Source organism: Rhizobium centroccidentale, assembly GCF_030182565.1.
GTDB lineage: Bacteria > Pseudomonadota > Alphaproteobacteria > Rhizobiales > Rhizobiaceae > Rhizobium.
Genome location: NZ_JAQJCG010000005.1, coordinates 14,988 through 38,420, shown reverse-complemented (window position 1 = coordinate 38,420; position 23,433 = coordinate 14,988). Strand labels below are relative to the sequence as shown.

Sequence of the window (23,433 nt, the reverse complement as noted above, 5' to 3'; positions counted from 1 at the left end):
GACCGACATGTCTCCGCGGGAAAGCCTTTTGGAGCTGTCATGAGACTGAACCACCTGGATCTGCATGTTCCCGATGTCGCCGCGACGCGGGATTTTTTTGTTTCCGTATTCGGCCTGACGGAAGTGGAAACGCGAAGCGAGAATGGTCTCGCCATCCTTCGCGACGATGCCGGGCTTGAACTTGTCATCAGTCGGCCAGTCGAGAAATTCGGCGCCGCCGATGGTGTCTCCGTGGGTCGCAATACCTATCATATCGGCTTTATGCAGCCCTCGCGCGAGGCCGTCGATCTGTTGTTCGAACGGGCGAAATCGAGTGGCTGCGAGATCTGGAAACCACCTTCGGCCATACGTGGTAATTGGTCGTTTTATTGCTTGGCACCGGGGCAAATTCTCATCGAAGTCGGCTGGCGCATGGACCTTGCTCTGTTGGTAAATCATTTATTATCGATTGATTGCTATCCTTAACAAACATCATTTTGAGCCAGCTGGAACGGGCTTGCCTTGGGCAATTTCCGTTTCCGGTCGTGTTTCAAAATGAGCTTGGCGACAATAAAGCATTGGGAAAAATAGCGAATCGGAATAAACGGTCCATCCGCCTTTGAAAAACGTCATTGGCAGATTTGATTGCGTGGCCGCTTGGAATTTTGAAAAAATCCGGCTAAAACGCATTCTCTTAATCGATAAGGGCTGTACTACCGAAAATAGGAGGCACTTGCCGTTGAGGGCGCAACGCAAATTCGGGGCATGTCTTTCGGGGCTATTGGTTGTCGGTTTGGCCGCTACCAGCTGTACGACAACACAGAAGACAACCCCCACCCCCAGCAATACCACCAAGCCCATTCGTGGCGCAAAAGTGACGTATAATTACACGATGAAGGACAAGGATTGTCTCGAACGTGCAATGTATTTCGAGTCGGAACGCTCCGATCCCAGCGGTTACATGGCCGTTGGCACGGTCGTGATGAATAGACTGACCTCCGGTGCCTATCCGCCCACGATCTGTGGCGTCGTTGCTCAGGAAAAGCAGTTCGCGCCAGGCGTAATGAGCAGGGAAGTCAAGGATCAGGCAAAGCCGGATCTCGAAGTTGCTGCCTCGAAGATCCTGCGCGGCGAACGGCACCCCCAGGTGAAGGACGCGATGTTCTTTCATACCGAAGGCCTGAGATTCCCGTACGATAATATGCACTACGTCGCTTACGCCGGCGGCAACGCGTTCTATGAGAAGCGTGGTCGCGATGGCGAATTGCAGACGCCCGCGCCGCTTCCGGCCTATGAGGTTGCGATGAATTACGTGCCCACGCAGGGCGCGCCGCAATCTCCGTTCGTCCTGCCGGAAACGCAGCCGGCGCCGACGACTTCGGCCGTCGCGGCCTTTACGCCTGTCTCCAACCCGGTGGTGACGATGCCGCAGAGCGCCGTTCTGATCCCGGCCGCGGTACCGATCCCGACGCCAGCACCCACAGACATGGCAATTTCGGGACCGCTTTCGAGCGGCGAGACCACATATACGAATACGCCTATGCCGGCTTCGACGGTCGTCATTCCTCAGCCGCGACCGGGCTTCGAAGGCGATAGCGCTGTCGGAAGTGCAGCTAGAATTCGCGGTTAGAAACAGCTGGTCGCAGTTCACACAGCGCGTTTTTCCTAGGAAAGACGCGCTGTTTTGCTGTTTGGGCGTAGCCGCAGTTCAAATGCCCTCGCTTGCCGTTTTGGCAAGAATCTGCACGCCATTGATCTTGTAACTGCCGTCCGGCTGACGAATTATCTGGTAGATCGCCGTCCAGTCCCTATCATCGGTCCCTGTGATCAGCACCTCCTGATAGACGATTGCGCCGTTGTCGATCGCGCGGCTTTTGCCGAAGGCATAGTTGCCGGGATGATAGACCGGCTGGTAGCTCTTCTTCACCATGGCGAAGAAGCTGTCCTTATCCGGGAAGAGCGCCTTGATGCCGGGTGCGGCGAAGGAATAGGCGGTCGCCGCATCATCGTGCAGAAAGGCCTCGATTTGTTGCTCAATGAGGCTCTGTGCCGTCTGCACCGGATCTTCCGCGTAAGCGACCGACACAACGGCAAAGCAGCAGAGAAAAACGGCGAAAGAAAAAGCGCGCATGTCTGTCCCCAGCCATATGGAGAAAGCTTAGCGCGCTTTGATCGCAAGCAGAAGCGATTACTGCCAGCGGCGGAAGAGGGCGCTGGCGTTGACGCCGCCGAAACCAAAACCATTGGAGATCGCATACTCCATGGCCATTGGCCGCGCGGTGCTGCCGACGATGTCGATACCTTCCGCTGCGGGATCCGGATTCTGCAGATTGCGCGTCGGCGGGGCGACCTGATCACGCAGAGCCATAATCGTGAAGATCGCTTCCATGCCGCCGGCAGCACCCAGAAGATGGCCGGTCGCGGCTTTCGTGCCACTGATGGCGATCGCGCCGTCGCGGCCGAAGACAGTCTTGATCGCCTCCATCTCGCCTCGGTCGCCGACCTGGGTCGATGTCGCGTGCGCATTCAGGTGTTTGACCTCGGACGGGGAAATGCGAGCCTGGGCGAGGGCGGCAAGCATGGCCCGGCGTGCACCATCGCCGTCTTCCGGCCCTGCCGTCATGTGATATGCATCGGCGGCGGTGCCATAACCGACAAGTTCGGCAAGCGGCGTTGCGCCGCGGGCGAGCGCATGCTCGAGGCTTTCGATGACAAGCATGCCGGCGCCTTCACCCATGACGAAGCCGTCACGGCCGCTGTCGAAGGGACGGGAGGCTTCCTCGGGGCGATTGCTGAAACCTGTCGAAAGCGCACGCGCCGCAGCAAAGCCGCCAAGGCTGACCTTGTCGATGCAGGCTTCCGCTCCGCCGCAGATGGCAACATCGGCCTCTCCGGACCGGATCAGCCGCGCCGCATCGCCAATTGCCTGCACGCTGGCCGCACAGGCGGTGACCGGCGCACCGAGCGGTCCCTTGAAGCCATAGCGGATACTCACCTGGCCGGCGGCAAGATTGACGAGGAAGGAGGGGATCGTGAAGGGCGAAAGGCGGCGCACTCCTTTCGTTTCGGCTGTGCGCACAGCATCGGCGATGGCGGGAAAACCACCGACGCCCGATGCAATGATCGTGGCCGTCCGTTCCAGAGCGCCGACGTCAGTCGGTTGCCAGCCTGACTGCAGGATCGCTTCCTCGGCGGCAGCCATGGCGAAGAGGATGAAGCGATCCATCTTCTTCTGGTCTTTGACGGGCACATAGCGATCGGCATCAAAACCAGCTTCGGGATCTCGAGCGATGTCAGGAACAATACCGCCGATCTTGGCCGCGAGATCGCCCACCATCTCCTCGGGCAGCAGCCTGAGACCGGAGCGTCCCTCGACCAGCCTCTTCCAGCTTGCATTGACACCTACGCCCAGGGGCGAAACCAGCCCCATGCCGGTGACGACGATACGATCCATGTCTTGCTCCTACTATGTCAGGCGTCGAAGCCCAGAAACCATGCTTTCATCTGGGCGATGCGTTCATGAACGGTGTCATCGGCCGCAGGCCCGGGCACGAGTATCGTGTCTTCGGGCTGAAAGGCGCGGCCGGTGACGCGGTCGATGAGAAGCGGGTCGCGATCCTCACCGGTATTGGCGTCGACGAGGCGCATTGCGACTTCTTCGGCAGGCAAGTGCCGATTGCCCCAGGTGAAGAGCGCCATTAGCACAGGGAAGAAATCCCGGCCCTTTTCGGTCAGCACATATTCGTAGCGCGGCGGCCGCTCCTGATAGAGTCGCCGCTCGAACAGGCCTTCGTCTGTGAGATGCTTGAGCCGCCGCGTCAGGATGTTCGGCGCAACGCCGAGATTTTTCTGGAATTCGTCGAACCGGCTCAATCCCTGCAGCGCATCACGTAGGATCAGGATGCTCCACCAGTCGCCCACGCTTTCGAGCGCACGGGCGGCGGGGCATTTGAAATTGCTGAAGCTGGTTCTCTGCATGGGCGAGGCAGATAGCATAAATAACTATCATGATGCAAGTTACTATCGCGAAGGTAGACGTGCGCGACGCAGGTACTCAATCTGCTGGCGCGCTAGGCTAGATGGAATGAGCGGAATGCGTCTGGCTGTGGCCAGGCCGCGGGTTTTTTCAGTACGGAGGAGCCTTACGGGCTCGCTGCTGTTTTGCTGCCTCGGTCCACCAGGCGAGGTCCTCGGCAAAACGGGGGAAAGCTCTTGCCAGCGCATCGCCTCCGCTCCCCGTCGGCTTGCCGTCAACGTCCAATGCCGCCGAAATATTGGCGACGACAAGCGTGCTCGAGATAACGACCATTCCCATCTCGGAAAGAGTGCCATGCCAGGAGACCGCCGCGTGGGCGCCGGAAAGGCGGCCGGCAGAGTAACTTGCAATAGCCGCCGGGCGCCAAAACCACTCCTCAAGGTAATGATCGGTCAGGTTTTTCAGGCCGGGTTGCATGCCCCAATTATATTCGCCCGTGACGAAAACGAAGGCATCGGCAGTTCGAATTTTCTCGGCAAGCTGCTCCATTGCCGAGGGCGCGGAACCTTTGGGATATTCCTTGTACATCCGATCCAGCATCGGCAGGCCAACCGCCTTTGCGTCGACGAGTTCCACATCGTTTCCGCGCTGACCTAGACTGGTTACGAGATAATTCGCAAGACGAATGCCGGCACGATCCGATCGGTAGGACCCGTAGAGAACCAGAATACTGTCGGTCATTGTTGATTATGCCCCCACAGTTTGTGCGAAATACTCTACGTCCGCGACTCCACCGGCACCGAAGCGGAGACCTCTTCCTCCGGAATATCGTCGAAAGATGCATAATTGAGGTTATAGAGCTTCGAGTAAAGCTTGCCGTTTGCCATCAGCTGATTGTGGTTGCCGCTTTCAAGCAACTGGCCGTTCTGCAGCACGATAATGCGGTCGGCCTCACGGATGGTGGCCAGACGATGGGCGATCACGAGGCCGGTGCGGCCTTCGAGCAGCTTCACCAACGCTTTCTGGATCAGCATTTCGGTGTAGCTGTCGATATTCGCAGTGGCTTCGTCGAGCACGAGGATCTTGGCATCCGCGACAAGGGCGCGGGCGAAGCTGACGAGCTGGCGCTGGCCGAGCGAAAGGCCGCCGCCGCGCTCGCCGAGAACGGAATCGTAGCCATCCGGAAGGCGCATGATGAACTCATGCGCGCCGACCGCTTTGGCGGCCTCGATGACCTCTTCGCGCGTCGCCTCCGTCTTGTTGTAGCGGATGTTCTCCAGCACCGTGCCGGTGAAGAGGAACGGCTCCTGCAGCACCATGGCAATCTGGCGTCCGAGTGAATCCTGGGTAAGGTAGCGTACGTCATGACCGCCGACCAATACCTGGCCCTGCTGCACATCATAAAAGCGATGGATGAGGGCCATTGAGCTCGACTTGCCCGAGCCCGTCGGCCCGATCAACGCCACCGTTTCTCCGGGATTGACCCTGAAGCTGACATTCTTCAGCACGGGATGCTTGGGATTATAGCCGAAGATCACATCGCGGAATTCGACCGAGCCATCCATATCCGGCGACAGTTCGATCGCATCGGGCGCATCCTTGATGTCGACCGGAACGTCGAGCACCTCGGTCAGCCGCTGGCCGGACGCCATGGCGCGCTGCATGACCGAATATTGCATGGTCAGCGAACGGATCGGGTCGAAGAAGCGCTGAATGTAGAACAGGAAGGCGACCATGATGCCGACATCGAGCCTGTGGTTCAGAACCATCGAGCCGCCGACGATGATGACGATCGCCATGGCCATGCCGGTCAGCGTGTCGACGATCGGCACCATGACCTGGGCATAGCGCGCCGCCGTCAGGTGCGTCTGGAGGTTCGCGTGGGCTTTTTCGTCGAAAAGCGAGAAGTTCACGCTCTGCCGATGCATGCCCTGGACGGCACGCACTCCATGGATCGCTTCCGCTAGTGCGCCACTGGTGACGGAGTTGGTCTCATGTGCGTTCATGAAGGCGACCCGCGCCTTCGGCAGCCAGAACAGCCGTACGATGAAAAGGATCGGCATGACGGAAAGCGTCAGCAGGCCGAGCCGGAAATCCAGCGACAGCATGACGATGACGATGCCGAAGAGCAGGGCTATGTCGCCGACGGAAAGCACTGAAGTTTCAAGGAATTCCTGCATGGAGTTGACGTCGCCCTGCAGGCGCGACATCAGGCGACCGACCTCCGTTTTGTCCATGAAGGATAGCGAAACGCGCTGCAGATGCGCAAACATAGCCCGGCGAATGTCGAACAGCACTTCCTCGGCGACCTGGCCGACATAGGTTTCCTGCACATAGCTCGCCCCGTAATTGACGAGGATGGCCGCCGTGAAAACTCCCAGAGACAACCAGAGTGCAAAATAATCTATGGCTCCGCGCGCCATCGCGCTGTCGATCGCATGGCGGATGACGAGCGGTATCACGATCTGCGATGCGGTGAAGAGCAGAACGGCCGCAACGGAGATGTAGATCTGCCGCCGATAAGGGCTGACGAAGGCCCATATGCGGCGGATGATCTTGCTGTCGAAGACCTTGCCGAAGATCTCCTCTTCGACGCGATGAGAGCCGACCACGGCACGGGGAGGGCGGCGACCATCCTCGCGCACGTCATTGCGCTCGGTTTCGGTAATTTCCGACATTGTCAAACCTCCCTTTTCGCCCTTTCGAGCATGCCGCCGCTCGATGTTCTGATGACATCGTCCTCCGGGCGAACCTGCAGATCGTAAAGCGCCTTGTACCGGCCTCCAGCGGCCAAAAGCTGCGCATGGGTGCCGCGCTCGACGATCTCACCATTCTCGACGAAGAGAATCTGGTCGGCATGCATCAGCGAACTCAGCCTATGGGCGATGATCAGCGTCACCCGATCCCGCGCGAAGCGTTTCATGGCACTGCGGATGCGTTGTTCTGTTGCAGCGTCGATCGCCGCCGTGGAATCGTCGAAGACCATTACAGCCGGCTTTAGCATCAATGTCCGGGCGATGGTCAGGCGCTGACGCTGACCTCCGGAAAGGGACACGCCGCGCTCGCCGACGACGGTGGTATAGCCGGCCGGCAGGCCGAGAATGTAATTGTGCAGCTGAGCCGACTCTGCGGCGCGCTCTATGCGGGTTTCCTTCGCCCAGGGGTCGCCATAGGCGATGTTGTTCTCGATGCTGGTCGTGAACAGGAAAGAATCCTGCTGCACGACGGCAACGTTCTGCCGCAGTGATTGCAGCGTCGCCTTGCGGATATCCTGGCCGTCTAGCGTGATCCGCCCGGCTGTGACGTCGTAAAAGCGCGGAATGAGATGGGCAATGGTGGACTTGCCGCTGCCGGGCGGGCCGACAATGCCGATCGTCTCGCCGCGCTTTGCCTCGAAACAGATATTCTTCAGCACCGGCCGCATTTCCGAGTCCGGATAGCTGAAGTCGACATTCTCGAAACGCAGCGCGCCTTCGGTCACGACGAGCGGCCTGGCGTCCGGCGCATCCTTGATGGGAATGTCGAGATCGAGGAGCTCAAACACGCGCGAACCGCAGGTCGAGGCGCGTGCGAAAGCATTGACCATCAGGCCGAGCTGGCGCACCGGCATCTGCAGAATGGTCATGAATGTCAGAAACGAGGCCAGCGTGCCGACACTGATCTCGTCATTGATAACCTTCAGGCCGCCAAGCCAGAGCACGAGGCCCATGGACACGAAGAAGGAGAGGTTCATGGCGCTAGTGTTGACGACACGGATGCCGACGCGCTTGTGGGCGAGGGAAAGCGCATTATGCGAGGCCCGGTCAAACTTCATGAGTTCGTGCGCCTGCGCGGCGAAGGCGCGCACCACGCGGATGCCACCGAGATTTTCCTCCATCACGCGCGTCAGCACCGAGAGGCGCTCCTGCAGATCTAGCCATGTCGAACGCAACCGCAACTGCGTGACGGAAGAGCGCCACGCCACGAAAGGCACGAAGCTCAGGGCCAGCAGGCCGAGCGCGACATCGGTGGACAGCAGCATATAGGCGCCGACGCCGATCAGCATGGTCAATAGCACCATGCGCACCAGCGCGGTCGAGAAGTACATGCGCACGCCTTCGAGATCGAGCAGGCCGACCGTGATGAGATCGCCGGAATGGGCCTTGTCGTGGAAGCTGAAAGAGAGTTGCTGGATCTTCTCATAGCAGGCGAGCCGAAGCTCATAGCCCATATGATGGCCGACGGCTTCGCTGTAGTAGTTCTGTACCATCGTGAACAGGCCGCGCAAAATGCTGACGACAAGCAGCAGCAGAGCGGTTGTCATTAAGGCATTTTCGGCGATCTGGCCGGCTGCACCGCCGGCGACTGCCGTCTGTGTCTGGTCGACGGCACGGCCCAACAGGCGCGGGATCGTCAGCTGCAACGTTGCAGCCACAAAAGTTGCCCCAATGGCGAAGCTTGTCTGCCAGGGATGGCGCAGCGTCATATGGGTAATCCGGACGATCGTCGACAGGCCTTGGCCCCAACCGACCGCATTGACATGCGCACGCGAAGCCAGTGGCTTCGCGGCGCTTCTTGATGAATCGCTGCTCACGCTTTTATCCAGGCATAATTAAACGAGGCGGGCCCGCAGACGGGTTCGTATCTCAAGGAAAATATTGATAGGATGAATTTTGCCGATTCCATGGCGGCGTTCAAGAGTCAATCGGTCACAAGTCCAACGCGAACGTTAGATTGCGTGTTTAAAAATTAATCGATGACATGTCGGGATCGCAACCGACGAGACGTCCTCTGGGCACCATGCCCGAAAAGGAGGACATCATGCGTAAAGTCATAGCGGCAACATTCATCAGTCTCGATGGCGTCATGCAGGCACCCGGCGGTCCGGACGAGGACCCGACCGGCGGTTTTGAGTATGGTGGCTGGGTATTCCCTCATGCCGATGAAGAAACTGGCAAGGCGCTCTTCGAACTGTTCGAAAAGCCGTTCGATCTGCTGCTCGGACGCAAGACCTACGATATTTTCGCAGCCTTTTGGCCCTATGTCGGCGACGACGATCCAATCGGCCAGCGATTCAATAGCGTTGTCAAATACGTCGCAACGCGTGGCGATGTCGAGCTGAAATGGAACAAAAGCCAGTCGCTCGGCAAAGATATCGTGGCGGCGATCAAGGAGTTGAAAACAGGCGAGGGGCCGGATCTTCTCATTCAGGGCAGTGGCGACCTTATTCAGACACTATTGCGTCACGAGCTGATCGACGAATTCAAGCTGGTGATCTTTCCGGTCGTGCTGGGCAGCGGCAAGAAGTTGTTCGCCGGCGGGGCGGTTCCTGCCGCAATGAAACTGCTGCGCACCCAGTCGTCCTCTAACGGCGTCATCTTTGCGACCTATCAGCCGGATGGCCCGGTGAAGACCGGCTCCTTCGTCGGGCCGAGCCCGTCCGAAGAAGAAATCGAGCGCCGCAAACGGCTTAGATAGACAGTCGGATCGGCGCCATCGCCGCCTGTGCATAAGAGAACGAATATATCTCTTGCGGCCGTCCTCTACAGCAAGCCTACAGTGGCGCTGTCGATCCGCAAGGGGTACGGCCGCAAGTCAATCGAAGGGAACGGAGCCGCGCTCGGGCGGTCGCTATTCCTTCTTGCTTTTCTTTTTTGCTTTCGGCGCTGGTGCTAGCTCCGCCTCTTGCGCCAAACGAAGCGCGCGAAGCCTATCCGTCTTTTTCTGCCGAGCAGATGCTTCATCGGCCACGATACCCTTGGCAATCGACGTCGTCTGCTCAGCCTTGGCCTGTGCAGAGGGCTTTTCGGGCTTGAAGAGATTGTCTTTCGACTTTGTCATGCTTCCCCGTTATCAGCGGGAGTTTTTGTAAGAGATGGTGGACGTCCACGGCCTGACGTCATGACCTTCCTCTTTGGTGCCGGCAACAGGCCTTCACGCTGAGCCTGCTTGCGGGCAAGCTTACGGGCACGGCGGACCGCCTCGCCCTTTTCGCGGGCACGCTTTTCGGATGGCTTTTCATAGGCGCTGCGGGCTTTCATTTCCCGGAAAACGCCTTCGCGCTGCAACTTCTTCTTCAGGACGCGGAGCGCCTGTTCAACATTGTTGTCTCTGACCAGAACCTGCAAAGTGTCTCCTTCTCAGCTCGCGCTGTATTTATTTCTTGGTACGGATCGAATTCGAGTTGATCCAGCTTGATTTCGATATTTGCGGTATCTCGGCTTGCGTGGGCGACAGCGACGAGGGGGAGGCCTCAACGTCGATATCGTCCTGACGGATGCTGCGCTCGAAATTCTCGTTCTGGAAACGGATGCGGTAGTGAACAACGCCCTGTGAGAGCGGCATGACAGATACCACGCTGCCGGCGGGTTGGATGCTTCCGAAAATTCCAGGCTTCAGGACGACACTGTCGCCCGGCCGGTAACGACAATGGGCCATGTCGTTCTCCGTTTGAATGAAAAGCAAAAGGCCGGGACGTATCCCGACCTTCCTCGGTCATAGTTTCCGCGTGCCAGTACATCCGTGGTCGCGCGGAGCCGTGACAAATTTATGCGGCCCGAAGATTGTCAGCCGAGCTCTTGCCAGATCTACGATCCTGCACGATGTCGTAAGTGATCTTCTGCCCATCGTTGAGCGAACGCATGCCAGCACGCTCTACTGCTGAAATATGGACAAAGACGTCCGTGCTGCCATCATCAGGCTGAATGAAGCCGAAGCCCTTGGTGGAGTTAAACCACTTTACAGTACCAGTGTTCATAACGATTTCCTTTCGTAGTAACCGTTGTTGCTCCCGCGATACCTTGCGGAATTAGATCGATTATTTGAGAGGAAATCCGGCGAGAGTCAGATGGCTCTTCGGCGATGTCACAAGCAATGGTCGATAGGCTCTATATAGGTTCAATTCACGTTTTGGCAACAGAGGTGCTCGGAATGACAGTTTTCGAGCCTGTGGTGTGGCTTTTTGAGGCGGACTTCGGCCTGTTCAGGTACGAGAGCCATCTCTTCAACATACCGAGACCGAATCATCGTCTATCCTGCCCGAGGTCGATGACCTGTTCTTGGAGCAAGGCTACGGACACTGCTCTTTGGTCCGTAAGCGAAAGGCCGCCGACCACTTACCCTATACCGTGTGATCCGACGCTTGAAAATCGCGAAGGGATTTCATGATTTCGCGAAGACCCTTCGTGAGATGCTTGTCCCGGCGCAGGACTATCCCGAGCTGCCGAACCAGTCTCGGTCTGAGCGGTGACGTCACCAGAAGATCGGACTTGTCGCGTCTCAGCGCCATGTCCGGGAGGATGGACCATCCGAGACCCGCAGCGACCAGTTCCTTGATAGCCTCGACGCTACCGAATTCCATGGCCGGTTCTGGGCGGACGCCTCCTGCCTCGAACCATTCGTTCGTCGCGCGGCGTGTGTTGCCGCCTTCATAGAGCAACAGCGTCTTGTCTTTCATGAATTCCACATCAGGCCCGCCATCCGGCATTACGCTTCCTTTGGGGGCGACGGCCAAAAGCTCGTCCTCATGGAATGCTTCGACCTCGAGCGAGCGGCCGGCGGCGGGCAGGGCCACTACTGCGAGATCCAGCGCATTGGCTTCGAGATCCCGCAGAATCTCGTTGATATTGCCAATGCGCACAATGATCTCGAGATCAGGCATGCGTTTCTTTGCCATGGCGATGGCTTGCGGCAAGAGATGGATCGAAGCCGTGCCGCCGCTGCCGATCCGAACACGGCCGACCGATCCCTCGCGAAAAGGTGTCATCGCATCCTCCGCCAAAGAACAGGATTCGATGATGCGCCGCGCATGCGGCAGCAGATCAAGTCCCGCCGACGAGGGTTGTGCCCGTCGCCCGACACGCTCGATCAGTTTCACGCCGAGGCGCTGCTCCAGGAGCTTCACCTGCAGGCTGACGGCAGGCTGCGTCAGTCCGACCTTATCGGCAGCAGCCGTAAAGCTGCCGAGATCGACGACGCTCACAAACGCGGCCAGCTGATCCAGATTGAGCAACAGAAGAATTCCTTATGGATTGTATAAATACCATAAGCTTTATTCATTGCTTAAGCCAGTGCATCCTGAGGCCATGTTGATATGAGCCCCAAGGAGCAGGAAAATGACCACCGATATCGATAGGCCGATGCTGACGGCAGCCAGTGCGGGCAAGAGGCGGCCAAAGCGGAAGTTTTTGCGGAGTATGCTGGCGCGATTTCTGGCTTACCTCGAAAAGCGCGAGACAAGATGGAGCCTCCGCGAACTGACCGACGATCAGCTTCGCGATATCGGCATGACGCGCACTGAAGCGTGTACCGAGGTCAACAAGTCTTGGTTTTGGGGATAAGCATGTCGCTCAAAGGCGCACGAGCCATCGGGCCGCACGCCTTTGAATAGCGGTGTTTTGGATGCGGCTATCAGCGGTATTTAAACGAGGCGGTAACGTTGCGGCCCTGTTCCAGATAGTAGAAACCGCTTTGGCACCTAAGTATAATAATCATCTTTATGCATAAGGTTATTGTGAGAGCCCGCAATGCGAGAGGACAGGCAGGCGGGGCGCCGGCGTCATTAACCGATTGCGATCCGGCCCAGCCAATATCGAAAAGAGCAGGGGACTATTACCGCATAGCCCTTTTTTCATGGCGCCGTTCTTTTTTCCGCCATAGATTTGCCCGATCCATCGCCTTCGAAAAGGGCGAATATTCCCTTTCGATCGCCCGGCGCCCCGTCACAGATCTCGATCACAGGAAACGCAGACAAACTATGCTCAAGAAGACCTCCATGCTGCTCGCCGCGGCAATCTCGACCGCGTCGTTCCTTGGCGCAGCTTCGTTGGCGCAGGCCGGGCAGGCGAGCTATGTGGTGGATGCTCATAGCGGCCAGGTGCTGGAGGCATCGAACGAGAACGAGCTGAATTTCCCGGCATCGCTTACCAAGATGATGACGCTCTATCTCGCTTTTGAAGCGCTGCATGCCGGTCATCTGAAATGGGATCAGAAATTGACCATGTCGGAGAACGCCGAGAGCAAGGAGCCCTTCAAATTCGCCATCGGGGCGGGCCGCAAGGTCACTCTGCGCGAAGCTGTCGAGGGCATCATCGTTCTGTCCGCCAACGATGCGGCGGTTGCGATCGGCGAGCAGCTTGGCGGTTCCGAGGATAACTTCGGCAAGTTGATGACCGCAAAGGCGCATCAGCTCGGCATGAGCAATACGGTGTTCAAGAATCCCTCGGGCCTGCCGGATCCGGAGCAGGTCACGACGGCCCGTGACATGGCAACCCTCGGCGTTGCGCTGATGCGTGACTTCCCGGAAGAGTTCAAGCTCTTCTCGATGCGCGGCATCAAGTTCCGCGGCATGAAGCTGCGCGGCCACAACAATCTCATGTATCGCTACGCAGGAGCCGACGGCATCAAGACCGGCTACACCGATGCTTCCGGCTATAATCTTGTGACCTCGGCGACGAAGAACGGACGCCGTGTTGTCGGCGTGGTCATGGGTGAGAAGACCGCTGAAATTCGCGACAACAAGATGGCAAGCCTTCTGGATACGTATCTGTCCCCGGTGGCCACAACAGCCACGGTATCGACCGGAGCTCCCAAGCAAAGCTCGGCCAACTAAGCTCGGCCTGATTTCAGCATCCAGCCAGCCATTCGTCTTTGATGCAGCCGACAAGAGGCTGACTCCGCTGAGAAGCCGATCTCACCACATCGTGCCTGTCGTAGAGGGCAGGGGATCGGGTTTCTTCGTGCAAACGTGTGATGAAAATCCCGACTGCCTCTCGCTGAGAGAGCTCTCTCATAGCGAATAATCAAGTAGTGATTGCCGAACTGGCGGGCTGCCCTATGTCCACAGGAGAAGTTGCTCGTTCGCTGCGCTTGTCATGTTCTGGTAGGAATCGGCGCCGAACCGCGAATTCGCATAGACGGAGATATCTGGTTTCAGTTTGTTATTCTCCGAAAATGAAGGATCCATCATTTGACCGCCACCGGTCTGATGATCCTTGCAATATAGATTTCGCAAACATTTCAACGCATTAGGTCAAGTTGGGAGGACCGGGATGACGTATGATGCACGTTTAGCGCGTGAGCGCGACTTTCATAATGAACGCTTCGGTGCGGTGGAGGAGCGTAAGGAGGACTCGTTCTATTTCGCGGTAAAGCCCGCCGTGGATGCCTATTGGCGGCTGGTGAGGGCAGCCTGTCCCGAAAGGGACGTGCTCGAATACGGGTGCTCAAATGGCATGAGCAGTATTGGTCTCGCACACTCCGCCAAGCAGATAACCGGTATCGACATTTCGGACGTCGCCATTCAACAGGCCACGAATATGGCGGCTCTCCGCGGAATCGAGAACGTGACGTTCCAAGTCGATAATGCGGAGGATATGAATCTGCCGTCAGCGAGCTTTGATGTCGTTTTCGGCAGCGGCATCCTGCATCATCTTGTCCTGGATAAATCGCTGAGCGAGATCCGGCGCGTACTGCGACCCGGCGGGAAAGCCTTCTTCTTCGAGCCGCTCGGCCACAATCCCGTGATCAATCTCTATCGCAACCGGACGCCAGAGGCCCGTACTGTCGATGAGCATCCGCTTTTGAAATCGGACTTCGAGATCGTGCGCAAATATTTCTCGAAGTGCGATCTGGAATTCTTCGGGCTCGCTGCGCTCGCGTCCATTCCGTTTCGCAAGAGCCCGTTCGGTGCCGCGGTTCGGGGCACCGGCAAGCAGATCGATAATCTGCTGCTGAAAATCCCGGGTGTCAGATGGCAAGCCTGGATCGTCGTCATGGCTTTGGAGGCATGATGGGACTGCCCGACGATTGAAGGTCGGTCAGCCACCTTGGTTTGCACGAACGGCGAGACGTGACCCAGATGCGTCGGACCGACGCTACGGGATAAGCGCGCTGTTATCCAGATCGATATGGGAGTAGGTGCGTTTCATTGCGTGCTCCTTGCGAGTGACAACCCATTGAAATCATTCGCAAGTCGCACTTGGAAATAGAATGTACTCCGCCACATAAAAGCATCAGATAAGATAGATTATGGAACTAAAATGGATATCGATATAGCGATGAGGCAGACGCTTTTGGTTTTTATTCCAGATGGTTGGCCAGATTTCCGAGGGTCGATTTCAGTCCCTCGTCATGATCTTCTCTGCTGATGCCGCAAGGAACGTTCTGACAAATTACGGTGACCCTAGTGCCGGTCGGAACCTCTTCCAAGGACCAGGTTATGGTCATCGTTCCGCCGAATGCGGCGTCATCGGATTCGAAATCCACCGCCTGAACGATGCGTTCATCCGCCACGATCTCGATGAACCGCCCGGAGACAATGTCGGCATGCTCCGAGGATTTTCCAGGCGTCGAATGATCCGGCGCGTCATAGGACAGCGCCATTCGATAGCTGCCGCCTTTATGCGGTTCGAAAACGTGGATGCGGCATGTCATGCCTTTCGGCGGAAGCCATGAGGCCAATGCTTCGGGATCGAGGAATGCTTTGAAGACCGCGTGTGGCGTCGAGCGAATTATCCGGGAAGCCGTATCGGTCCTTTTGCCGTCCGAAGCTTCGCTCATCGCATCCTCCCTGTAGCACCGCGGGGATTCCATGCAATCTCTGCCGGCGCCGGCTGATTCGTTATTCTTTGCTCGTCTTGATGCGGATCACCTTGGCCGTAATCTTCTCGGCCAGTGTCGTTGGATTGCAGGAGAAAATGCTGTCCGGCCGTCCGGCTGCGCACCAGACCTCATCGTAAGTCAACAGGCTTTCGTCGATGAAAACAGGCAGATCGACCAGATGGCCGATGGGCGCGACGCCGCCGATGGCGAAACCGGTCTCGTCGCGCACGCGATCGATGTCGGCCCGCTTCAGCCGAACGCCATAAGTTGTGGCAATATAAGCCGTATCGGCATTATGGGCGCCCGAAACCAGAAGCAGCGTCAGCGCCTGCGTATCGGCATTGACGAAGACCAGAGATTTCACGATTTGACCGACGGCGCATCCTACGGCCTTGGCAGCCTCTTCTGCCGTCCGCGTCGATTGCTCCATGCGCTTGATCGAGATGTCGAGCCCCAGCGTGCGCGCCGCAAGTTCGACGCGCTCCAGGCTGGAAAGCTTCTTGATATCTTCGCTCATAGATCGTCGTCCTCCACGTCGAGTTCGATCTGCATCTGATCATAGGCCGGCTCGACATGATCGGGCGTTTCAGCCAGTACGGTTTCATAATCGAGCGGCGTATGCATGTGGGTCAAGATGGCATGTTTCGGCGCCAGGCGTTCGATCCAGTCGAGCGACTGCTCCAACGACAGATGGCTTGGATGCGGCCGATACTGCAGAGCGTCGATGATCAGAATGTCGAGGTTTTGAACCTTTTCTATCGATTCCGGAGGGAAATCACTGATATCGCTGCAATAAGCGAGTTTGCCGACACGGAAACCGAGCGAATGGATATCGCCGTGTACCTGCTTGTGCGGCCAGAAGCGGATCGGACCGCCTGCCCCATCGATCACGAAACTTTTCTCGAGATTTTCGATCAATACCGGCCGCACGATCGGCGGATAGCTGCTGCCGACAGGCGTTTCCAGGCAGTAGCGGAAGCCTTCGCGAATGCGATCCATGGTCGGCGGATCGGCGTAGATCGGGATGCGCTCATTCGAGATATGGAAGTAGCCGCGCAGATCATCGATGCCGTGAATATGGTCGGCATGGGCGTGGGTATAGAGAACGGCGTCGATAAAGCTGACGCCGGCATGGATCATCTGCTCGCGGAAATCCGGACCCGTATCGATGACGACGGTGGTGATACCGCCATCCGGCGCGATCTGCTCAATGAGAAAGGCAGCCCGCGTGCGCCGGTTTTTTGCGTTTTTCGGATCGCAGGCGCCCCAATCGCCGGTAATACGCGGAACACCCGGCGACGATGAACAGCCCAAAATGGTGAAGCGCCGCCGGTATGTCACGACGTCAGACCCTCGTCATTTTTGAGAAGCAGCGGAAGGCGTTCGCTGTGGTAATTTCGGCGATCTCGTCCATGCTGACGCCGATCGTATCGGCCAGCACCTCGGCCGTGTTGACGACATAGGACGGCTCGTTGCGTTTTCCCCGCCAGCGCTTCGGCGCGAGATAAGGTGCATCGGTTTCGACCAGCAGACGATCGTGTGGGATCGTCTTGGCGATCTCGCGCAGCTCTTCCGATTTCGGGAAGGTCAGGATGCCGGAAAAGGAAATATAGCCGCCGAGCTCGACACCGGTCTGGGCAAGGGCAGGGCCGGCGGAGAAGCAATGGAGGATAAAGGGAAAAGCCCCCTTCCCTGTTTCCTCCGTCAGGATTGCGGCCATATCCTCATCGGCGCTGCGGCTGTGTATGACGAGCGGCAGCTGTGTTTCGCGCGCGGCTGCGATATGGCGCAGGAAACCGGTCTTCTGGTCTTCCGGTTTGACGGTGTCGTAGAAGTAATCGAGACCCGCCTCGCCGATCGCGACGATCTTCGCATGCTGGTTTGCCAGCCGCACGAGATCTTCGGTCTGGATGTCCAGCTCCTGGTCGGCGCTGTTCGGATGCGTACCGACGGAACAGAAAACAGACGGATAACGCTCGGTGAGCGCAAGCAATCCGTCGAGCTTCCTGACCTTCGTCGAAATGGTGACCATCTGCTTGACGCCCATCTCGTGAGCGCGGGCGACGATCGCGTCACGCTCCTCTTCGAAGTCGGCAAAATCCAGATGGCAATGCGTATCGATCAGCATGGAAAACCTTATTCGACGGTCGGCGCGACATAGCGCGGGAAGACCGGCTTCGGGGCCTCCAACGGCGTTCCGGCAACGAGGCGGCCGGCCTCGCCGAGGGCTGCGAAATCTCGCTTGTCGGCTGGGATGGCGATGAGATCCAAGAGCTTGCCCGAGGATTCCGGCATGAAGGGCTGCAGGAGAATGCCGATCTGACGCACGACATCGGCCGTGACGTAGAGCACGGTCGCCATGCGGGCCGGGTCGGTCTTCTTCAGCGCCCAGGGCTCCTGGCTCGCGAAATAACGGTCGGTTTCGGAAACCACCGCGATGATGGAAGCAAGGGTACGATGAATGAGCTGCTTGCCCATGTCTTCGCGCGTCGAAGCGTGCAAGGCGTCGGCCTGCGCGAGGAGTGCCTTGTCTTCATCCGTCAATGGGCCGCATTCCGGGATCTGGCCGTCACAGTTCTTGACGATCATCGACAGAGAACGGCTGGCAAGATTGCCGATGCCGTTGGCGAGATCGGAATTGATGCGCGTGCCGATCGCTTCTTCGCTGTAGCTGCCGTCCTGGCCGAAGGAGACTTCGCGCAGGAAGAAGTAGCGCACCTGGTCGAGGCCGAAATGGTTCACGAGATTGACCGGATCGACGACGTTGCCGAGCGACTTCGACATCTTCTCGCCCTTGTTGAGCAGGAAGCCGTGGGCATAAACGCGCTTCGGCAGCGGCAGCTTCGCCGACATCAAGAAAGCCGGCCAATAGACGGCGTGGAAACGGATAATGTCCTTGCCGATGACATGCAGGTCGGCAGGCCAGTATTTCGCCCGCGGATTGTTCCGATCCTCTATGTAGCCGGTCGCCGTGATGTAGTTGGTCAGAGCGTCGACCCATACATACATGACGTGCGACGGGTCGTTCGGTACCTTGATGCCCCAGTCGAAGGTCGTACGCGAAATCGACAGATCCTTCAGGCCGGATTTGACGAAGGAAATGACCTCGTTGCGGCGCTCGGACGGACCGATGAAATCGGGATTTTCCTCGTAATGCTTCAGCAGTCGGTCCTGGTATTCGGAGAGCTTGAAGAAGTAGCTTGCCTCCTCCACCCATTCGACCGGCGTGCCTTGCGGCCCGTAGCGCACGCCGTCGGCGCGCAGCTCCGTTTCGTTTTCCTGGTAATAGGCTTCGTCGCGCACCGAATACCAGCCGGCATAGGAATCCTTGTAGATGTCGCCGGCATCGGCCATCAGGTTCCAGATGTTCTGCGAGGTCTCGTGGTGGCGCGGCTGCGTCGTGCGGATGAAATCGTCATTCGACGCATTCAGCAGCTTGCCCATCGCCTGGAATTCGTCGGAATTGCGGTTAGCGAGCTGCTGCGGCTCCATGCCCTCTGCGCGTGCCGTCTGCTGCATCTTCTGGCCATGCTCGTCCGTACCCGTCAGAAAGAAGACATCGCGGCCATCGAGGCGCTGGTAACGCGCCATCGCATCGGTGGCGATTAGCTCATAGGCATGGCCGATATGCGGCTTGCCGTTGGGATAGGCGATCGCGGTGGTGATGTAGAACGGAGTTTTTTCGGTCATGTGAGGCAGTGGCCCGCTTTTACTGTTACGTCGCTGTTATTCTTGCTCCGCTCGCTTTAGCGCATGTTTGCCATGAGCGAAACACCAAGTTTCGCGCGCGCAGCATTCGGAACTTCAGGATGGCGCTTTGCTTGACTCGACTCCGCCTCGCCTTTACCCACTTCTGAAGAGTGGAACGCAGGACAGAAGTGGCCGTGAATTTCATCTTTTTATGTATTGGCCTACCTAACGGCTTCAAGAGGCCGTGAATTTGAGTTTGATCAATTCCTTTCAGCCGCTTTATTCCTTTTCCGGTTTTTTCGTCGGCATGTTGGTGGGCATTACAGGGGTCGGTGGCGGTTCACTGATGACCCCCCTGCTCGTGCTTCTCTTCGGCGTCCATCCGGCAACGGCCGTTGGCACGGATCTGCTCTATGCCGCAATCACCAAGACGGCTGGAACGGCCGTGCACGGCATGCACGGACGGATCAATTGGAGGGTTGTCAGTCTTCTCGCTTCCGGCAGCGTTCCGGCGGCACTCGCCATGCTCTGGATCATGGCCGGCGTCAATCGCGAGAGCCCCGCCGTTGCCCATGTCATCACCCTGTCATTGGGCTGTCTTTTACTTTTGACGGCATTGATGCTGATTTTCCGAGGCCAGATTCTCGAGGCCATCCGCAAATGGCGCGGCGAACGCGGCACGATATCGCCGCGCAACATTGCTCTGTTGACAGTCATCCTCGGCCTGATGCTCGGTATTCTCGTGACAATGACATCCGTCGGCGCGGGCGCGCTCGGGGTCACCGTCCTGCTGGTGCTTTATCCGCAGACAGATGTCCGCGAAATCGTCGGCTCGGACATCGTCCATGCCGTGCCGCTGACCCTGATCGGCGGCATGGGCTACTGGTTTATCGGCGAGATCAACTGGACGATGCTCTTCGCTTTGCTGGTAGGATCCATTCCCGGCATCGTCGCAGGCAGCCTGCTGGCACCGCGCCTGCATGAGCGGTCGGTGCGCATCATCCTTGCCGTTACGCTGGCCATCGTCGCCTGGAAGCTGATCTTTCCCTGATGCGATTCAGAGGAAGCGCCGTTATGGCTTTCGTCGGACATGGTAATCTGTCTATGCCGAAAGCTGCTGCTTGAGCTCGCCAAGGATAGTGATGAGCGTCTGCTTGCGGTCAAGATTGTACGCCTGGGACACGTTCAATCGCTCAGTGGTCTCCGAATGCAGCCGGGCCAGCCTCTCGGCCGTGGAAATGGAGCCGCCAAGCGCGGCGGCGCGAGCCCGGTCGATGATGTCATCGCCGATATGCGACAGGAAGAAACCAAAGATCGTGTCGCTATCTTTGCCGGAAAGCGCGTCGGCGAGGCGGTGCATCGCCTTCCGAGCAACAGGTCCATCAGCAGAAAGCACCTGCCGATAGGCCTCGATGATTTCACCGCCGCCGTAATTCAGGAGCTTGAGCGCCTCGCTGACGCTGCCCTTGGCCGCCGAAAGGACCTCGTTCCCCTGTCCCGGCGATACACCAAGATTTTCGAGCGCCCAGCGTAAAGCTTCGTTTTCGAGCGGCACGAGCTTCAGAGGCAGACAGCGCGAGCGGATCGTCGGCAGAAGCCGGCCCGGCGCATGCGACAGCACGAGGAACAAAGCGCGCTTCGGCGGTTCCTCAAGGATTTTCAGGATGGCGTTGGCCGCACTGCGGTTGAGATCATCAGCCGGATCGATGATGACGATGCGCCAGTTGCCGGTGCCCGAGGTCTGCGAAAAGAATTTTCCGGCGCGACGCACTTCGTCGACGGTGATCGCGGATTTTACCTTGCCGGTCTTGTCGTCGACCGGCCGGCTCAAATGCAGCAGATTATGCGATGCTCCGCCGGAAATCTGCCGGCTGACGACCGATGCTGGATCGGGATCGCCGATCGTCTCCGGCGCGGATGCCGGATCGGGATGGGAGAGGACGTGATTGGCGAAACGAAAGGCGAGCGTCGCCTTGCCGATGCCCTCAGGCCCCTCGATCAGCATGGCGTGGTGGCCCTTGCCGGAGCGATAGGACTGCGCGAGGAAAATTTCCGCCTCTTCATGGCCAAAGAGTTTCGTATTGTCCTGCGGAGGAATGGCGCCGTCGAGGACACCCGGCCGTTCGTCGCTCATTGCGCCGCTTCCGATCCGGCGACGATATTGGCAGCGCCGAGCCGCTTGTCGACGATCCCGGCGATTTCAGCGGCGATCTCATCTTCCGACTTCTGAGCATCGATGATGTGACAACGCTCGGGCTCGCGGGCAGCGATATCGAGGAACGCTTCGCGACGCTTCTCGTGGGTCTGCATCTCTTCCTTCTCGAAGCGATCGGGTGCGGTTACGGCGGAGGCGCGCTTGCGTGCGCGCTCCAGACCGACTTCGGCGGGAATGTCGAGAATCAGGGTGCAATGCGGAATGACGCCGTTGACGGCAACCCTCTGCAGAGCCTCGATATAGTCAGGCTCGAGATTGCCCGTCACACCCTGATAGACGCGCGAGGAATCCATGAACCGATCGCAAAGAACGATGGTGCCGCGCGAAAGTGCCGGACGAATGACGTCCTCGACATGATCGTTGCGAGCAGCAGCAAAGAGGATGGCCTCCGTGCGCGTGCCGAACATTTCCGCGGCACCCGAAAGCAGGACGTGCCGCACCGCCTCTGCGCCCGGCGATCCACCGGGCTCGCGTGTGACAAGAACCTCGTGGCCACGCTCGCGCAACCGTTCAGCCAGCCGGCGAATCTGAGTGGATTTGCCAGCCCCCTCGCCGCCTTCGAAGCTTACGAATAATCCGTTTGCATCAGCCAATGATCATGTCCTGCACTTTTCGCGTGCCATTCGTGCGGCGTGCGATACGCATCCTGTTTAACCCAAGACATGTCCAGGTGGAACCGTGCATGTCCCGGTCTCCGCCACTCTATATGGGGTGTGAACAGAGATTTCGCGAGCCTTGCGGCCACTCACGTCGGCAAAGGCTTGTCCCACAGCCAGGAGAACAGCAGCGATTCCGTCAGTTCCATGAAGGCATCGAAAGCGCGGCGACCCAATGTGCCCTGCTCGACCGATTCCTTCGTATAGAGTGGCAGCTCCCGCACCAAACGCGCGCCCAGGAACACGCGAAGGGTGCCGACTTCGTAATCCGCGGCCACCGGCGCCGTCAGCGGCCAGCGATAGACGATGCGCGCCGAAAGCCGATCCGGCGTCTCGATCGGAACATAGACATCGACGGGTATTTTCGCCTGCAGGCCGACGGTGGAAGCAGCGCCGCCATAGACACTGGCGTCGCCGATCACTTCGCCGACGGCGAAGATACGCTGGCTCTTGAAATTGCTGAGACCCCATTCGAGGACGCGTCGCGTCTCCTCGATGCGTTCCTTGTCGCTCTTCAGGCCCCCCAGCGCCAGGAACAGCCGGCGGCCGTCGCGCTGAATGGAGGCGACGATCGAAAAGCCTTCGCTTTCGGCAAAGCCGAGTCCCAGACCATCCACGCCGATATTGAGTAGAAGCACCGGGTTCTTGTTGCGCTGATAGATCTTGTTCCAGGTGAAGTCGGCCTGCCCGAAATATTTGTAGAGGTCCGGGTGCTTCTCCTGCAGGTCCTGTGCCAGCATGACCATCTCCCGCGCGGAGACCTTGCCGCCGCCATTGGGATCGTTGGCATCGGGCAGCCCGGTCGAATTGGTGAAGGTGGACCGAGACATGCCGATCTCGCGGGCGCGCGCCGTCATGCGCCGCGCGAATTCGCGTTCGCTGACAGACATGCCTTCCGCCAGAACGATGCAGGCGTCGTTCGCCTGCTGCACGGCTATACCCTGGATAAGATCGCCGACGCGGATACGAGATTTCAGAGCTGCGAACATCGTTGACGCACGCGAGGGAGCGCCGCCCGTCCGCCAGGCATTTTCCGAGACGGGATATTCGGTGTCGAGATTGATCTCCCCTCGCCCGATCGCATCGAAAACGACATCCAGCGTCATCAGCTTCGCAAGCGACGCAGGCGAAATCAGCTGATCCTCGTTTTTGGCAAGCAGGATAGTACCGGTCGACGCCTCGATCATGAATGCCTGCGCGGCTTTCGTGTCGAAAGCGCCTGGTGCAGCCGGCTGCGCAAAGGCCGTGACATTTGCGAACCCGAGGAGAAAAAGGAACAAAAGAATCAAGCGCTTTGGCATATCGTCCCCTTCATCCGAGCACCGGCACGATTATTT

General features: G+C 58.4%; 26 protein-coding genes. 7 read left to right on the top strand and 19 right to left on the bottom strand.

From position 1 onward, the window contains the following. Nucleotides 1–39: 39 nt before the first annotated feature. Both PH562_RS08650 and PH562_RS08645 read left to right on the top strand, forming a co-directional pair. The gene (locus PH562_RS08650; RefSeq protein ID WP_285172829.1) at nucleotides 40–465 is read left to right on the top strand and encodes a VOC family protein; all 426 of its coding nucleotides are present in this window, start codon (nucleotides 40–42) and stop codon (nucleotides 463–465) included. Between the two features lie 253 nt (nucleotides 466–718). Continuing rightward, nucleotides 719–1,609, top strand: coding sequence for a cell wall hydrolase (locus PH562_RS08645; protein WP_285172680.1), 891 nt, complete (start codon nucleotides 719–721; stop codon nucleotides 1,607–1,609). Nucleotides 1,610–1,687: 78 nt separating this feature from the next. On the opposite strand, the gene PH562_RS08640 is transcribed toward PH562_RS08645, so the two are convergent. From PH562_RS08640 to PH562_RS08615, 6 genes are all read right to left on the bottom strand, one after another. After that, nucleotides 1,688–2,110 (bottom strand): DUF4864 domain-containing protein, encoded by a 423-nt coding sequence (locus tag PH562_RS08640; protein ID WP_285172679.1) that lies wholly within the window; start codon nucleotides 2,108–2,110, stop codon nucleotides 1,688–1,690. Between the two features lie 57 nt (nucleotides 2,111–2,167). Continuing rightward, a complete protein-coding gene (gene fabF / locus PH562_RS08635; RefSeq protein WP_285172678.1) occupies nucleotides 2,168–3,433 on the bottom strand; it encodes a beta-ketoacyl-ACP synthase II in 1,266 nt (421 codons plus the stop codon). A gap of 17 nt (nucleotides 3,434–3,450) precedes the next feature. Beyond that, nucleotides 3,451–3,957, bottom strand: a complete 507-nt coding sequence (locus tag PH562_RS08630) for a winged helix-turn-helix transcriptional regulator (RefSeq protein ID WP_113229923.1) — start codon at nucleotides 3,955–3,957, stop codon at nucleotides 3,451–3,453. A gap of 148 nt (nucleotides 3,958–4,105) precedes the next feature. Further along, nucleotides 4,106–4,696: an NADPH-dependent FMN reductase gene (locus tag PH562_RS08625; RefSeq protein WP_285172677.1), complete on the bottom strand. Its 591-nt coding sequence runs from the start codon at nucleotides 4,694–4,696 to the stop codon at nucleotides 4,106–4,108. Between the two features lie 35 nt (nucleotides 4,697–4,731). Beyond that, nucleotides 4,732–6,633: an ABC transporter ATP-binding protein gene (locus PH562_RS08620; protein WP_285172676.1), complete on the bottom strand. Its 1,902-nt coding sequence runs from the start codon at nucleotides 6,631–6,633 to the stop codon at nucleotides 4,732–4,734. 2 nt (nucleotides 6,634–6,635) lie between these two features. Beyond that, on the bottom strand, nucleotides 6,636–8,528 hold the full coding sequence (locus PH562_RS08615; RefSeq protein ID WP_285172675.1) for an ABC transporter ATP-binding protein: 1,893 nt from the start codon (nucleotides 8,526–8,528) through the stop codon (nucleotides 6,636–6,638). A gap of 227 nt (nucleotides 8,529–8,755) precedes the next feature. Between PH562_RS08615 and PH562_RS08610 the strand changes: the two genes are divergently transcribed. Next, nucleotides 8,756–9,412 (top strand): dihydrofolate reductase family protein, encoded by a 657-nt coding sequence (locus PH562_RS08610; protein ID WP_285172674.1) that lies wholly within the window; start codon nucleotides 8,756–8,758, stop codon nucleotides 9,410–9,412. Between the two features lie 153 nt (nucleotides 9,413–9,565). On the opposite strand, the gene PH562_RS08605 is transcribed toward PH562_RS08610, so the two are convergent. The 5 genes from PH562_RS08605 to PH562_RS08585 all read right to left on the bottom strand — a co-directional run bounded on the left by PH562_RS08605 (nucleotide 9,566) and on the right by PH562_RS08585 (nucleotide 11,945). Then, a complete protein-coding gene (locus PH562_RS08605; RefSeq protein ID WP_113229883.1) occupies nucleotides 9,566–9,775 on the bottom strand; it encodes a hypothetical protein in 210 nt (69 codons plus the stop codon). Then, entirely contained in the window at nucleotides 9,772–10,062 is a 291-nt protein-coding gene (gene rpsU, locus PH562_RS08600; RefSeq protein WP_113229882.1) for a 30S ribosomal protein S21, read from the bottom strand. Before rpsU ends, PH562_RS08605 begins: the two co-directional genes overlap by 4 nt. 28 nt (nucleotides 10,063–10,090) lie before the next feature. Continuing rightward, entirely contained in the window at nucleotides 10,091–10,372 is a 282-nt protein-coding gene (locus tag PH562_RS08595; RefSeq protein WP_113229881.1) for a cold-shock protein, read from the bottom strand. 109 nt (nucleotides 10,373–10,481) lie between these two features. After that, a complete protein-coding gene (locus tag PH562_RS08590; RefSeq protein ID WP_075852595.1) occupies nucleotides 10,482–10,691 on the bottom strand; it encodes a cold-shock protein in 210 nt (69 codons plus the stop codon). A 363-nt stretch (nucleotides 10,692–11,054) separates the two neighbouring features. After that, nucleotides 11,055–11,945, bottom strand: a complete 891-nt coding sequence (locus PH562_RS08585) for a LysR family transcriptional regulator (protein WP_285172673.1) — start codon at nucleotides 11,943–11,945, stop codon at nucleotides 11,055–11,057. A gap of 103 nt (nucleotides 11,946–12,048) precedes the next feature. Here PH562_RS08585 and PH562_RS08580 point away from each other — a divergent pair, with 103 nt between their 5' ends. The 3 genes from PH562_RS08580 to PH562_RS08570 all read left to right on the top strand — a co-directional run bounded on the left by PH562_RS08580 (nucleotide 12,049) and on the right by PH562_RS08570 (nucleotide 14,724). Further along, on the top strand, nucleotides 12,049–12,273 hold the full coding sequence (locus tag PH562_RS08580; protein WP_285172672.1) for a DUF1127 domain-containing protein: 225 nt from the start codon (nucleotides 12,049–12,051) through the stop codon (nucleotides 12,271–12,273). Between the two features lie 416 nt (nucleotides 12,274–12,689). Then, nucleotides 12,690–13,544, top strand: coding sequence for a D-alanyl-D-alanine carboxypeptidase family protein (locus tag PH562_RS08575; RefSeq protein ID WP_285172671.1), 855 nt, complete (start codon nucleotides 12,690–12,692; stop codon nucleotides 13,542–13,544). A gap of 439 nt (nucleotides 13,545–13,983) precedes the next feature. After that, nucleotides 13,984–14,724 (top strand): class I SAM-dependent methyltransferase, encoded by a 741-nt coding sequence (locus PH562_RS08570; protein WP_285172670.1) that lies wholly within the window; start codon nucleotides 13,984–13,986, stop codon nucleotides 14,722–14,724. A 289-nt stretch (nucleotides 14,725–15,013) separates the two neighbouring features. Here PH562_RS08570 and PH562_RS08565 read toward each other — a convergent pair whose 3' ends face one another. The 5 genes from PH562_RS08565 to metG form a co-directional block, all read right to left on the bottom strand. Next, on the bottom strand, nucleotides 15,014–15,493 hold the full coding sequence (locus PH562_RS08565) for an SRPBCC family protein (protein WP_285172669.1): 480 nt from the start codon (nucleotides 15,491–15,493) through the stop codon (nucleotides 15,014–15,016). 61 nt (nucleotides 15,494–15,554) lie between these two features. Next, nucleotides 15,555–16,052, bottom strand: a complete 498-nt coding sequence (locus PH562_RS08560; RefSeq protein ID WP_285172668.1) for a YbaK/EbsC family protein — start codon at nucleotides 16,050–16,052, stop codon at nucleotides 15,555–15,557. Next, nucleotides 16,049–16,876, bottom strand: a complete 828-nt coding sequence (locus PH562_RS08555) for an MBL fold metallo-hydrolase (RefSeq protein WP_285172667.1) — start codon at nucleotides 16,874–16,876, stop codon at nucleotides 16,049–16,051. Before PH562_RS08555 ends, PH562_RS08560 begins: the two co-directional genes overlap by 4 nt. A 4-nt stretch (nucleotides 16,877–16,880) precedes the next feature. Then, nucleotides 16,881–17,663: a TatD family hydrolase gene (locus tag PH562_RS08550; protein ID WP_285172666.1), complete on the bottom strand. Its 783-nt coding sequence runs from the start codon at nucleotides 17,661–17,663 to the stop codon at nucleotides 16,881–16,883. Between the two features lie 8 nt (nucleotides 17,664–17,671). Continuing rightward, the gene (gene metG / locus PH562_RS08545; protein WP_285172665.1) at nucleotides 17,672–19,225 is read right to left on the bottom strand and encodes a methionine--tRNA ligase; all 1,554 of its coding nucleotides are present in this window, start codon (nucleotides 19,223–19,225) and stop codon (nucleotides 17,672–17,674) included. Between the two features lie 307 nt (nucleotides 19,226–19,532). On the opposite strand from metG, the gene PH562_RS08540 reads away from it, so the two are divergent. Then, nucleotides 19,533–20,276, top strand: coding sequence for a sulfite exporter TauE/SafE family protein (locus tag PH562_RS08540; RefSeq protein WP_483315336.1), 744 nt, complete (start codon nucleotides 19,533–19,535; stop codon nucleotides 20,274–20,276). Nucleotides 20,277–20,327: 51 nt separating this feature from the next. Here PH562_RS08540 and PH562_RS08535 read toward each other — a convergent pair whose 3' ends face one another. The 3 genes from PH562_RS08535 to PH562_RS08525 form a co-directional block, all read right to left on the bottom strand. Further along, on the bottom strand, nucleotides 20,328–21,359 hold the full coding sequence (locus PH562_RS08535) for a DNA polymerase III subunit delta' (protein WP_285172663.1): 1,032 nt from the start codon (nucleotides 21,357–21,359) through the stop codon (nucleotides 20,328–20,330). After that, complete coding sequence (gene tmk, locus PH562_RS08530; RefSeq protein ID WP_285172662.1) at nucleotides 21,356–22,033, bottom strand: dTMP kinase; 678 nt, start codon at nucleotides 22,031–22,033, stop codon at nucleotides 21,356–21,358. Before tmk ends, PH562_RS08535 begins: the two co-directional genes overlap by 4 nt. Nucleotides 22,034–22,185: 152 nt before the next feature. Further along, on the bottom strand, nucleotides 22,186–23,397 hold the full coding sequence (locus PH562_RS08525; RefSeq protein WP_285172661.1) for a D-alanyl-D-alanine carboxypeptidase family protein: 1,212 nt from the start codon (nucleotides 23,395–23,397) through the stop codon (nucleotides 22,186–22,188). Nucleotides 23,398–23,433 lie beyond the last annotated feature (36 nt).